The organism is Columbia Basin potato purple top phytoplasma (genome assembly GCF_028595955.1).
Lineage (GTDB): Bacteria > Bacillota_I > Bacilli_A > Acholeplasmatales > Acholeplasmataceae > Phytoplasma.
Genome location: NZ_JANHJP010000004.1, coordinates 45,691 through 58,243 on the forward strand (window position 1 = coordinate 45,691; position 12,553 = coordinate 58,243).

Here is a 12,553-nt window from a genome sequence, read left to right on the forward strand (position 1 = left end):
TTGTATTTAATATTAAATAACTCCTTTTTGAAAAAATAATTTTTATATCCCATTTTTTATAAAAAAAATAAAAAAATTTATAAAAAAAAAGTACTTATAAAAAAGTACTCTCTATATTTTATGGATATTGTAAATAATAAAATATTAAAACAAAATTTTTAAAAATTTTGTTTTAGATTATTATTTATTGTGCTTTATTACCTAAAAATAAATTTAAATTTATTTTTCAGGTAGAGGAGAGTTGACTCTTCTTTTTCACTTTTTTAATTTTTTTTCTCAATACTATATTATTATACATTAAAAAAAATTTTTAAAGAAATTATTTTTTATTTTTAATTATTTGTACTCTGAACTGCACCCAAATAATTACAAATTTTTAACAAAAATAAAAAATCATTTTTTTATTTATAATATCATTTTTTTAAATAATAAATAAAAAAATTAAAATATAATAAATTATATAAGTACTTAATGTGCTAAATAATAATTTAAATATTTTGTCTTTCATTATATATATGCAAACAAAAATGTAAAAATCCCTTATAAATTTATTTTTTAATTTATATTTTACCTATATGTGTAATCATTTTATAATATTTTCTTTTTTATAAAATTAAGTTAAAAATAGGAAAAACTATAGATATGATAAAAAATCAAAATCAAAATTCAAATGTTATAAGGCAAAAGGAAATTGAATTATTACAATTAGTTATCGAATATCAAAAACCTAATTTTAGAGATTTTATTTTTGTTTTGATTAAATTTTATAAAAAATATTTGAAAATTACAGATATTTTAAAATTATTAAAAATAAACCGTAATTCTTATTATTATTGGAAAAAAGTTCAGCATCAAAAAGAAAAAAGAGAATCTAATTATAATAAAATTATTGAAAGACTTGGACGTTTATGTAAAAAAACTGGATATTCTTTTGGTTATCGGAAAATTACAAATCTTTATTTTCAAACTTATAAAGAAATAGTTAATAATAAAAAAGTATTACATATTATGCGTATGAATAAATGGTTGATGACATATAGAAAACCTTATAATAAGAGAAATGTTTATATCTCAAGAGAAAAAAATTGTAATTTAATTAATTTTAATTTTAAAGCTGATAAACCTTTGAAAAAAATATATACTGATTTGACTTGTTTTTCTACTAAAAACGGTAAATTTTGGTTATCAGTTATAATAGATGGTTTCAATAATCAAATTTTATCATCTGCAATAAGTAAGAAACCTAATTTAGAATTAGTAAAAAAAACTTTTCAAAAATTACCTAAATTAAAAGAACCTTGTATTATGCATTCAGATCAAGGTAGTGTTTATCAAAATATTAAATTTAAAAATTATCTTAAAAACAAAGGATTTTTAATTAGTTTTTCTAGAAAAGCTTTTCCATTTGATAATGCAATGATAGAATCTTATTTTGGTACTTTAAAAGGATATTTAAAAGAAAATACATCTTCTTCTCATCAACAATATACTTTTGAAACATTAAAAAAAAGAATTAAAAGTTTTATTTTTTATTACAATAAAAATTGGATATTAGCTAAGTTTAATTATAAATCCCCTTTACAATATTTAAAATTTAAAAATTTTTAAATAAAATAAATAAATTAATATCGCGTGTAAAGCTTATTTATGTGATTAGGTCTCTTTTAAGGAGGGCTTATAATAAAATAGGTTTATAATTTTAATTATCTAAAAACTAAAGACATAGATATTTTAGTTCCATTAACCATTTTAAAAAGATATTCGGTCTTTCCTTTGTTTATTAATACCCATATTATCATAAAAATAAATATTTATTATTTTTCACTATTTGAAAAAACTTTCATCAGGTAAAGGTATAAATAAGGTCTGGATGAGGAGTCGTATTATAACATTTATTTTTAATATCATTTTTATATCTTTTTTTGTTTATATTCTTTTTTATCTAAATTATTTATTATATTGTTGAAGTGATTTTCTTTTTTCTATAAATTTATCTTGTTTGTTTAGTTAATTCTTCTATTAAATTGAAGTTTTTGTATTCTCCTGTCTTAAAAATAAATTCATAATTATAGCCCTTAAAAATAGGACAAGCTTGACGTGGGTCTCCAGGCGGAAATTGATAAAAAAATTCAGGTCCTGGATGATCTTGAAAAAGTTTATCAAAAAATTTACTTCTATTCAAAAAATTATAATCATGCGGAGCCCAATTCTTTGGAATATATTCTAAACTAAAAACATAGATATTTTTAGCTCCATTAGCCATTTTTAAAAGATCTTTTGTTGTTCCTTTTTTTATAATACGGATACCATTATCAAAATAAATATGCGTTATTTTTAAACCATTAAACAAACTTTCATCAGGTAAAGGTATGATTATACCTGATTCAAGAGTCATATTATAACATTTATTTCGGATATATTTGTTATAATGATTTATATACCTGTTTATTGTATTTGATCCATGATAATCCTCCTCCTTACCTTCAAATATACTGCCATAAATATGATGAATTGCAACGTTGGGGGGATCTTGAGATTTTGTTTTAACATTCCAAAAACAATAAATTTCTTTCATTGAAATTTTATTATTATTTAATAATTCTTCTAATGTAGTCGAGTATTGTGTGTCTGGATATTTTTTTTTAAAAGGATTATTTCTAGGCACGATATAAATACCTAATAATTCCTTAGGAGGATTTTTTAAAGATATATAATTTAAAGAATTCGTATTAAAAGCATTATAACCTGGTATATGATTTTTTAAATTTGTATCTAAATTTTTCAATTCTTTTAAAAATAGTTTCATATCTTCTGTTTCTTCAATATTGATATCATATACTTGCGTAGGTGGTTCATTGGTGATCCATTTATTGGCTATTTCATTTATATCTATAATTTTAATTTGATATTTTGAAATATTTTCTTTTTCTCCTAAACGAATATGAAAATAACCGAGTATATTGTTGGATTTAAGAAATATCATAATAATACAATAAAATAAAATTTTGAAACCAAATTTATTTTTTTTTAATATCATTTTTTATATCCTTGTTTATTCGTATTTATATTTTTTATATAAAATAATCAAATTTTTTATTTTAATTAAAGCGAAATTATTTGAAATTATCATTTTTATAATAAAAATTTTTTGACATTTTATTTTATATCAGATATTAATTATTTATTTGTTTTATTTGGAATACAGGAGCTTTGATACCATTTTTTTGATTTTTTCTATTAATTATGTTTTGTTGAATTTTAGCATAATTAGGATTTTGTTGTTTTAATTCATTATATTCTATTTCTTTTTCTTCTATATTTTCTTCAATTTTATCTTTTTGTTTATCTAAATTATTTATTATATTGAAGTGATTTTCTTTTTCTATAAATTCATCTTGTTTTTTACTCAATTCTTCTGTTAATTTTTCATATTGTCCTAACCATGTACTATAATCTTCCATAACTTTATCATTGTCTTTAGCTGTTTTTATTTTGAAATCTCTGATGTTTTGAATAATTTTATTATTATCGTTTTGCATTTTATAATTTCTATATTTTTCTTCATATTCTTTATATTCTCTTTCTAATTTCATTAATTCTTTATGAATATCATCCATATAAATTTTTAAAAGTTCAGTGCTTATCATTTGAGGCTCTTCCCCTTGTTTTCGAACTAAACTATTGATCATAATTGATATAGGATGTCCTTGCGGTAATTTTATTGATGTTGTATCGATTTGTGAATTATTTGTTAGGGTAGTAGAATTTTTTTCAAATATTATTTCATTGTTAGATACAAAAAATTTTTTTTTAACAGTAAGTAAATCGGTAATACGATCGAAAGCTTTGAAAAATACTTTTGCTAAATTACCGAAGGAAAATGAATTGGATCTTTCCCATGCTTCAGCGTTTTGTCTCAGGATTAGTAAAATAGATTTAAAGTTTTTATAAGCTTCACATTCTGTTTGTATTTTGTCTATTTTGTTTTTTATTTCATCAAGATTTTTTTGTATTTCTTGTTTTTTCTCCTCCATTGTCATAATATAAGATGCTATTTTTTTTAATTCTGCATTTAATTCATTCATAGATGTTGTTAATTTTTGTTTAAAATCTTCTACAATTTTTAATTGTTTTTTTAATGAAATTTCAGCTGTTTCTAATTTTTTAATTTTTATTTTTGTATTTGTTATTTCTTCTACTATTTTTATATGTTGTTTTCTTAAATTTCCGATTTCTTCATATAATTTATTTTTTTTGTTTTCGTTTATTTCTTTCAGCGCCTCTTCTTCTTTTTGTTTTATTTCTTTTTCAATTTTTTCTTTATTTTTTTCTAAATCTTTTAATTTACCTTGTTCGATTAATATTTCATTACGAATATTAGTTAATTGATTTTTAATATTTTTAATATGAGCTTCGTTCGTATCAAGACTTAATTGAATTTTTTCTTTATCTAATTCAGTAATTTCTTTTTCTTCGTGAAGTTTTTTTAATTCTTGTTCAGCGTTTTGGAGTTCTTTTTCCCAATTAGATTTTAATCCTTTATAATTATGGGCAATATCTTCATATTTATCAATAGCTTTATTCACTTCATTAGTTAATTTATCATAATTTTTTGTTATAGGTTCTTTTCGCCAAAGGAAGAACCAAAATATAAATATAATACCTAATATAATTAAAGAAAAAAAAATAATTTCTTTTACTGAAGTTTTTTTCCCTCTTAATTTGTTAATTATAGGTAGAAAACGAAATATAAGAAGTATAATTATTCCGATTATAAAAATAATAAAATATAATTTGAAATTTGTGAAAATACTAAAAATTGAGAACATTTTTTTCATTCTCCTTTTAATTTGATTTTATTTTGCTTAAAGATTTATATGAATCATCTATTATTATTTGATAAGCTTTTTTTAAATCTTCAACATTAATAGCTTTGCATTCACAACAATTTTCTAAAATATTAGGATTAGTTTGTTGTTTTATTTTATTATTATTGGCAAAAGTTATATTATTTTGGAATAGTTCTTGATGTTTAGGGTGCTCACATTCTTTTTGTTCTGTTATTAATGTTATTTCGCGATCAATAGATTTTAAATTTGCTTCTTTAATTAAATTTTCTAAAACACGATAAGCTTTTTTATAATTTTTTTCTATCGGAATCTCTATTATAGTGCCATTCATAGTTTTTTCATATTGTGGAGGCAAATGATCTAATGCTTTATTAATTGTGTTTAATAAATATTCTTTAGCCTCTTTAGTGATAGGAAATTGATTATGTTGCAAAATACTTTCAAATTGAATTTGACGTTCTAATTCATTTCCTGGTTTTAATTCGATAAGATGATTAAAACGTGATAAAATAGCAGGTTCTATTCCGTCAATATGATTAGTTGCACCTATAACAAAAATAGGTTGTTCGGGGTTACGTTCTTCTTCTCTTGGTTCTAATTGAATTTTGAATTCATTAACAACATTAGCTATTTCAGAACCAGGTTTTAAACTATCAATATTTAAAAAAATATTTTCACATTCATCTAAAAATATAATTGCTCCTTTACCATTTTGATGAGCCGCTTCTCTAGCCAAATCAAATAATTCTTTAACCATTCGTGGGGCTTTTCCTACAAATTCTTGTGCAAAAATAGAACATGAAACTTCAATAAAAGGTAATTCTGTTTCTTTTGCGATTGAACCCGCAAAAATAGTTTTACCACAACCAGGTGTACCATACATCATTAAACCTGTTGGCGAAAATATTTTTCCTCTGTTTTCGAAAGCTTTTTTATTTTTTAAAAAATTTACAAATCCTTTAGCTGCTGATTTAGCTTCCTTTAATCCTACTAATTTTTCAAAAGTAGGAAATTTTTTAGAATCTTGGGCTATAAAATTTTCGCTTTCTATTAAAATATCTTTATTTAACCCATGCATTTTATTTTTTTTATTAGAATTATTTTCTAATTTTTCTTCTGTTTCTTCTTGATCTTTTTTTGCTTGAATATTTTGTTCTATTTGTTTTAAATTTTTATTTATATAAAAATTGTTTTTTTCTATTGTATTAATTTTTTTGTCATGTTGGATCATATTTTGATGATTAACTGAAGCATAAAGAACTAGAACAAAAGAGATAAAAAATAAAATACAAATAGCAATAATAAATATTTTTTTTTGTATTTGAATGTTGTTATTTTGTTGTTGAAACATATATTGCATCCTTTTTTGTTAATAATAAACTTATTTATTAACAATATTACTTATTTTGTTTGAAACGATATTAGACCCTCCAGTTATTGTTTTACCTTGTTGATCTACTATTTCATAATCATAAACGAGATAAAGTCTAGGATTATCAGATGAAAGTATTTCTTTTTGTTGAATTTGAGTGTTAATTATTATTGATTGTGTTTCATTTTCTTTCATTGTAATATAATAAGGTCTTTCTTCGTTAGAGTAAATTTTATTTTTTTTATCAGCATTTGTTGTAATAATTTGAAAATCAAAATATTTTTCTGGGTTATAAAATGTATTTTGAGTATCTAGAGAAATTTGTATTTTTAAAAATAAAATTTCTTTTATTTCCATGTTGTTAGATTTTAAAGTAGCTTTGTGTTCAATATTTATTAAATGATCATATTTCTCTTTATTTAAATTAGGAATTTCAATTGGAATAAGATATTTATTTTGATTATTTCCTCCTATTATTTCTACTTCAAAAGTTGGAAAATTATTTTCTAATTTAATTTCTTCTTTTCTTTTTTGAAAGAAAATAGATAATGCTGTTAAAGATAATATGAATGTTATTATTAATAATAAAATGATAATTTTGATTTTATTTTTGTTTATTTGCTTTTTTTTCGTTTTCATTAAACTTAAATTCCTTACTTTGATTTTTTTATTTTTATAAAAAAATATAATAATAATAAATTGCGATATTATTTCTAATTTTTTTAATAAAAACATAATTTTAGGAATAATTAATATTCATTTATGTTGATTTTTTTTATTTATTAAATTAATATTTATCTTTTTTTAAATCGTTATTTTCTTGGGTTAAAGTATTGATTTTTTCTTTTTGTATTTCGATTAACTTATTTGCTTCTAAAATACGATTTTCTGAAAATGCAATTTGATCGCTTAAATAAGATATTAATTCACTATTACTTTTATTTTTTTCTTTAAGTTCTTTATTTGATTTGATTAAATTTATTAATTTGTTAGGATCTTGAATTAAATTATATAACTCTTCTTCGTTTATATCATCATAATCGACATTATTTGTTTTTAAATCATCTTCTGCTGCTTTATGTACTCTACTATATTTAATAGAGAATAAAGCTGTTAAAGACACAATAATAAACAAAATAATAGAAATAAATATTTTAAAAAAATTTGGTTTATTTTGAAAGAACATAATTTTTTATTTCCTTTTTTTATTTTTTATTTGAATAAAAAAAAAGAGACTAAATTTGAATTAGTCTCTTTTTGAACTTATTAAAAAAAATTAAAAAAAATTTTATTTTAAAGAATTAGGATCATCTTCGTGAGAATCTTTTGTTACATTATCTGATTTATTAGAATCTTTTTTTTCATTATTAGATTCGTCAATGTTATCTATATCATTTAAGTCTCGTTTTTTTGTTTCATTTTCTGAATTATTGGATTTATTAACAAAATTATTATTTGAATGATTTTGAAATGTTTTAGAGATGACTTCTGAAATAAGTTTATTAGCATCTCCTTTTAATATTTGTTGATATTCATTTTCTAATTCAGTTAAGATTTGTTCTTTTATTTTGCCGTCATTTAAAACTTTCTGTTGAATTTGATTATACAATGCATCACAAATTGGTTGATTATTATTTTTATTTTTCAAAAAATTTATATTATTAATATATTTTTTGAATAAAATAATTTGAAAATAAAATGCAACAAAATTTTTTAGGAAAAATAAAAATGAAACATTTAATGTTTTAATGGCGTCTGGATCCCATTCTTTATAAATATGACAAATTAAAATAAATACAATAATTTGCATTGTGGTGAAATTAAAGTTTTTGCCGAATATATCTAAGTGCGGAAATTTAGATTCTTTTTCTTTATTTTCTTGTTCTTGTTGTTTCACTTTCGTAATCTCCTTATTTTAATTTTTGTGTCAAAAAAAATATTTATAAAATTATGAAATTATATTCAAAATAATATACATTAAAAAATTTTTTAATAATTTTATATAATAAATTAAATATGGCCTTAAATTTAAGGATTTGATAATTTTGTAAAACAACGAATTCGTTAAATTAAAAAAAAGCAGTTTTAAGACTTACTTAGGTCATGCAAAAGAATAAAAATTTTATTTGTTATTTGCGATATTTAAGTTTGAAAATGGCTTTTTCTCTATATTTATAAATTTGTTTTTTTGTTATATTTAGTTTTAATGATATTTCTTGATCAATTAAAATACAAGGATAATTCGAATCAAGATAATTTGTTGAAATGCCATAACTATATATTAGAATTTGACATTCTATAGGATTTAATTTTCTTTTCATGTTTTTTAAAAAGTTTTCATGATTGATTTGTTTGATATATAATTGATGAGGATTAAGATTTCTAGGATAGTATGGATTATATTCATACTTTTCTATTTGTTGTTTTTGAATATATTTATCCGATGATAATGATTCAGTATTTTGATTTGGCTTTTTTTCTTTTTTATTTTTATTATAAATTCTAATCGGGACAGAAGGCGAATGACTTAAACGAATTAATTTATCAATTTGTTGTTTGATTTTTCTTTTGGTAAAAGTGGTGAAATCACAATTGTATACTCCGTAAATATATTTTAATAATGCATCATTAATAACTAAACTTCCTTCATTTATTAAATCTTTTTTTTCTAAGCATCTAGGACAATATTTTAATTTTCGTACAATATGAGAAATTATATATTTATAAAATAATAAAAATATTTTTTCACGAATGAAATAATTTTTTTTATTTTCTTTGAAATAAATATAAAATAATTTATTAATATTTTGTTCTATTTTTAAATAATTTTTTATATTTTTGCTCATATATTTTTTTGTCCTTATTTCTTTTTATTTATGAAAAGAATATAAAAATATATAATAAAAAATTTTATATTTGGATAAATTAAAAATGTTTAATATATGGGATGCATCTGATATAGATATAGAAAAAAATATATAGCTGAATAAAAATAATTTAATAATGTTTTGTTTTATTAAAATGAATTTTTTTAAAAAAAATATATTTAAGTCAAATTCTTTATTCAAATAATAATTTGACTTATTTTTTTTCAAAAAAATTAAGTTTTGAAGAAATTTTGTTTCAGTTAATAAAACTTGTTTTTTTTATGTTTTAATAAAGAAAAATAAGAAAAGAGGTTTTAAAATATATAAATGATTAATCCAAAAACAATTACTTGAAAAAAAAGACAAAAATTTTAATGTTTTTTTAAATCAATAATAGCGATGGGAATATTATTATTGTTAGTAAATTTTCAATTTATTAAAGGAAATTATAATGACCAAAATAATTTAGAAGCTTTATTATCAAATGAAGAATATCAAACTTTAAAAAAAATAGATAATATATATAACAAAAGAAAAAATAAATAATGTTATGAGATTTAATAATTTGCTAGTTTATCAAGATAATATTAGAGACTTCCGACAAATATATCGAAACAAAAGCTTCAACATTATATGAAATAAAAGAAACTTTAATAACAAACGGGGCAATTTTTACAATTTAAAATTTTTATAAAATTACTTGAAATTGAAGAAGAAATAGAAATTTCAATTGTAAGACAATTTGATAGTAATAATTCAGTTTTGGCCGGAAATAATATAATATTTCAAGAAATAAAAAGAGATAACACTCAATCAAGACTTCTAAGGAACCGAATATTCCAAAAAAATGGTTTCTTTAATTGGGAGTCTCAAACGGATATGACATTTACAACAATAAAACATAATTCAAATAAAGAAGAAGAAAAATTATTTCAAAAATTTTTTAAAGAAGATGGTTCTATGAATTTGGAGCGAAGCTCTATCCAAAATACTATAAAAACAAAATATGATAATCATCCACAAAAAATATAAAAGAAACACAAGAATTAGAAGAAATATATTATTTGACAGAAGATTGTTTAAGAAAAAATTGGCAAAAGAGCAAAAAAATAAAAACTACATAAATAAAAAATAATAAAATTGAAAAAAAATTGAAGAAATTAGATATTTTAAGGCAGAGGAGGATCAAATGGATTAAGGTAAAAGTTCTAATAATTTAGATGCCAAAAACACAATCTCTAATGAAATAGAAAAATATATTATTTTTTTTTGATTCAGAAGGTAAGTTAGATGCTCACAAAAACAACCTCTAATGAAATCAAAGCAAATAAAAAAAGAAAATATTATCTTGTATGTTTCAGAAGGCAAAATGTCTTTGGATAACAAAAATGTTGAATATACAAATTTGACTTTTCGACAAAATCTGCCAGATAATTTATTATCTGAAATAATCAGTGATAAAAAAATGAATTGTTCAAAATAAATGAAAATTTCTTTTTAATTTTAAACTTAACAAAAGATTATTTATCATTAGATAATAATGATTTAAATAAAAAATTGATGGCTAAAATTCGCTTAAAATCATCTCAAATTTTTCAATCACTTATAATTTTTGATAAACTTAAATTAAATGAAATATTTAATTTAAATTCAATTATTAGTTTAGATCAAGAACAAGAAAAAAATATTCAAGAATAAAATGTTTCAATTATACAAACAAAAATTAGTGAACAAAAATCCACAGAATTAAAAGAAGTTAGGTTTGAAGTTAAATTAATTGAAAATACAGATCAAAAAAACAACAAAATTATTTTAATAAATTTAGATGATTCAAACGATTTAATTGAACTTAAAATTAATTTTAAATTAAAATCATTAAGTGAAATAATAGAATTATAAGATCCTGGATTGTAAGTTAAAGTTAGAAATATAGAATCTTTCAAAACATCTATTATTAAACAATATCCTCCTCAGTTAAATTAGCTAAAAGATATTTTAAAAATAGAATTTATTTCGAATAATAATGAAGCTTTAATATCGTATGTCATGATAATATAAAAAAAACGGACAACAAATATTTTATAGACTCAAAAAAAACCGACCAATTAGAATTAAATTTCAATTAAAATCAAATAATAATTCTTTTTTATCTTCTTTTTTAGGTTTTGAAGAAGTGAAAAAAAATTTAGATATATTTATGATTATTTAGGAAATCCTACAAAATATGATGGAATGAAAATTAAAATTCCATAGGGGTTATGTTTTACATGGTCCTCTTGGTACAGGTAAAACTCATTTAGCTAGAACTTTAACTTCTGATTTTGATATTCCTTTTTTCAATTATAGCGGATCTGAATTTGAAGATAAATTTATGAGTGAAGGCGCAAGAAAAGTTAGAGAAATGTTTGGTTGAATCAACAAGACATAAAAAAAAGCCCTTATATTATTTTTATAGATGAAATTGATGCTTTATTATCTCGAAGAACAAAAACAATTGATTCATCCTCAGGGAGAGAGGACTTATCTCATAATCAAATGGTTAATCAATTCTTAAGTGAATTAGACGGATTTAAAGAAGAAAAATTCCCTATTTTTTTCATAGGAGCAAAACTAATCTCTTAGATTCTTTAGATTCTGCTGCGATTCGATCTGTAATATTAGAAAAACATATTTTCATCGGTTTACATAACAAAAAAGATACTAAAATTCTTTTAAAACAAAAATTACAAGAAAAAAATTTAGATCTAGCATTATATTATGATGTTTCTAATCAAAACATAAAAGATGTAATTTTAGAAAAAATCCCTTAAAAAGGTATAAATTTGAAATTTAGTAATGTTGATTTTATTAAATTTATTAATAAATTGTTATTAGAAGCTTATAGATCCGGACAATAATAATTCATCTGAAAAATGTTTTATTACTGAGGATATTATTAATTAAAAATTAGAAAAAAATAAGAAGAAAAAAATTCCTGAACCTCATTATTTTCTTATAAGAAGAGAATTATAAATCAAATTTCTGTATATTTTATATTATTAGGTTTAATTATACATTTTAATTGGAATTTCTTTTTCCATATATAAAAAATATCAAAAAAATAAAAATAAAAAAATCAAATTTTTAGAAGGTAAATAAAAAAATGAAAAAAAATAAATTAGTATTTCTTTTGGCTTTTGTTATTTTATTTATTGGAATTTTTTTATTTGAAATTAAAGAACAATAGTTTAATGAAAAAATAATTTTAACCCTTATGAATTAATTGACAAAATAGTAGAAACTGATATCAAAAATTTAAAAGAAATTAGATTTTTTTGAATTAGGTTCTTTTAAACAGTTTATTTAAAAATAAAATAACACATAAAAAAGAGGAAATGAAAGAATTAATTGATTTCTTAAAACAACCTCAAAAATATCAAAAAATAGGGGCTTCAATTCCTAAAGGTGTTTTGTTAGAAGGTCCG

13 protein-coding genes and 1 pseudogene are annotated in these 12,553 nt (G+C 20.4%); 7 read left to right on the forward strand and 7 right to left on the reverse strand.

Translation table 11 applies throughout. From position 1 onward, the window contains the following. The first annotated feature begins 642 nt into the window (after nucleotides 1-642). The gene (locus M8044_RS01440) at nucleotides 643-1,608 is read left to right on the forward strand and encodes an IS3 family transposase (RefSeq protein WP_273585290.1); all 966 of its coding nucleotides are present in this window, start codon (nucleotides 643-645) and stop codon (nucleotides 1,606-1,608) included. A 382-nt stretch (nucleotides 1,609-1,990) separates the two neighbouring features. On the opposite strand, the gene M8044_RS01445 is transcribed toward M8044_RS01440, so the two are convergent. From M8044_RS01445 to M8044_RS01475, 7 genes are all read right to left on the reverse strand, one after another. After that, entirely contained in the window at nucleotides 1,991-3,037 is a 1,047-nt protein-coding gene (locus M8044_RS01445) for a hypothetical protein (protein WP_273585291.1), read from the reverse strand. A 136-nt stretch (nucleotides 3,038-3,173) separates the two neighbouring features. Continuing rightward, a complete protein-coding gene (locus M8044_RS01450; RefSeq protein ID WP_273585292.1) occupies nucleotides 3,174-4,829 on the reverse strand; it encodes a hypothetical protein in 1,656 nt (551 codons plus the stop codon). A 16-nt stretch (nucleotides 4,830-4,845) separates the two neighbouring features. Beyond that, a complete protein-coding gene (locus M8044_RS01455; protein WP_273585293.1) occupies nucleotides 4,846-6,201 on the reverse strand; it encodes an AAA family ATPase in 1,356 nt (451 codons plus the stop codon). A 30-nt stretch (nucleotides 6,202-6,231) separates the two neighbouring features. Next, nucleotides 6,232-6,861 carry a hypothetical protein gene (locus M8044_RS01460; protein ID WP_273585294.1) on the reverse strand — a complete coding sequence of 210 codons (630 nt, stop codon included), beginning with the start codon at nucleotides 6,859-6,861 and terminating at the stop codon, nucleotides 6,232-6,234. Nucleotides 6,862-7,009: 148 nt separating this feature from the next. After that, nucleotides 7,010-7,408 (reverse strand): hypothetical protein, encoded by a 399-nt coding sequence (locus tag M8044_RS01465; protein ID WP_273585295.1) that lies wholly within the window; start codon nucleotides 7,406-7,408, stop codon nucleotides 7,010-7,012. Between the two features lie 102 nt (nucleotides 7,409-7,510). Then, on the reverse strand, nucleotides 7,511-8,119 hold the full coding sequence (locus M8044_RS01470) for a hypothetical protein (RefSeq protein ID WP_273585296.1): 609 nt from the start codon (nucleotides 8,117-8,119) through the stop codon (nucleotides 7,511-7,513). Nucleotides 8,120-8,351: 232 nt separating this feature from the next. Next, entirely contained in the window at nucleotides 8,352-9,068 is a 717-nt protein-coding gene (locus M8044_RS01475) for a hypothetical protein (RefSeq protein ID WP_273585297.1), read from the reverse strand. Between the two features lie 435 nt (nucleotides 9,069-9,503). Here M8044_RS01475 and M8044_RS01480 point away from each other — a divergent pair, with 435 nt between their 5' ends. The 6 genes and pseudogenes from M8044_RS01480 (at nucleotide 9,504) to M8044_RS01500 (ending at nucleotide 11,711) form a co-directional block, all read left to right on the forward strand. Further along, nucleotides 9,504-9,635, forward strand: coding sequence for a hypothetical protein (locus M8044_RS01480; protein ID WP_273585298.1), 132 nt, complete (start codon nucleotides 9,504-9,506; stop codon nucleotides 9,633-9,635). Between the two features lie 216 nt (nucleotides 9,636-9,851). Further along, nucleotides 9,852-10,121 carry a hypothetical protein gene (locus M8044_RS01485; protein WP_273585299.1) on the forward strand — a complete coding sequence of 90 codons (270 nt, stop codon included), beginning with the start codon at nucleotides 9,852-9,854 and terminating at the stop codon, nucleotides 10,119-10,121. A 280-nt stretch (nucleotides 10,122-10,401) separates the two neighbouring features. Continuing rightward, a complete protein-coding gene (locus tag M8044_RS01490) occupies nucleotides 10,402-10,572 on the forward strand; it encodes a hypothetical protein (protein ID WP_273585300.1) in 171 nt (56 codons plus the stop codon). Next, on the forward strand, nucleotides 10,560-10,787 hold the full coding sequence (locus tag M8044_RS01495) for a hypothetical protein (RefSeq protein ID WP_273585301.1): 228 nt from the start codon (nucleotides 10,560-10,562) through the stop codon (nucleotides 10,785-10,787). Before M8044_RS01490 ends, M8044_RS01495 begins: the two co-directional genes overlap by 13 nt. A 574-nt stretch (nucleotides 10,788-11,361) precedes the next feature. Then, nucleotides 11,362-11,502 (forward strand): annotated as a pseudogene (locus M8044_RS02610) (AAA family ATPase); the annotation flags it as partial. Then, nucleotides 11,499-11,711 (forward strand): AAA family ATPase, encoded by a 213-nt coding sequence (locus M8044_RS01500; protein ID WP_273585302.1) that lies wholly within the window; start codon nucleotides 11,499-11,501, stop codon nucleotides 11,709-11,711. The pseudogene M8044_RS02610 and the gene M8044_RS01500, both read left to right, overlap by 4 nt. Nucleotides 11,712-12,553 lie beyond the last annotated feature (842 nt).

Excerpts from the sequence above, each read along its gene's own strand:
- M8044_RS01445 (WP_273585291.1), bottom strand. The coding sequence starts at position 3,037 with ATGATATTAAAAAAAAATAAATTTGGTTTCAAAATTTTATTTTATTGT.
- M8044_RS01450 (WP_273585292.1), bottom strand. The coding sequence starts at position 4,829 with ATGTTCTCAATTTTTAGTATTTTCACAAATTTCAAATTATATTTTATT.
- M8044_RS01490 (WP_273585300.1), top strand. The coding sequence starts at position 10,402 with ATGAAATCAAAGCAAATAAAAAAAGAAAATATTATCTTGTATGTTTCA.
- M8044_RS01465 (WP_273585295.1), bottom strand. The coding sequence starts at position 7,408 with ATGTTCTTTCAAAATAAACCAAATTTTTTTAAAATATTTATTTCTATT.
- M8044_RS01475 (WP_273585297.1), bottom strand. The coding sequence starts at position 9,068 with ATGAGCAAAAATATAAAAAATTATTTAAAAATAGAACAAAATATTAAT.
- M8044_RS01455 (WP_273585293.1), bottom strand. The coding sequence starts at position 6,201 with ATGTTTCAACAACAAAATAACAACATTCAAATACAAAAAAAAATATTT.
- M8044_RS01440 (WP_273585290.1), top strand. The coding sequence starts at position 643 with ATGATAAAAAATCAAAATCAAAATTCAAATGTTATAAGGCAAAAGGAA.
- M8044_RS01460 (WP_273585294.1), bottom strand. The coding sequence starts at position 6,861 with ATGAAAACGAAAAAAAAGCAAATAAACAAAAATAAAATCAAAATTATC.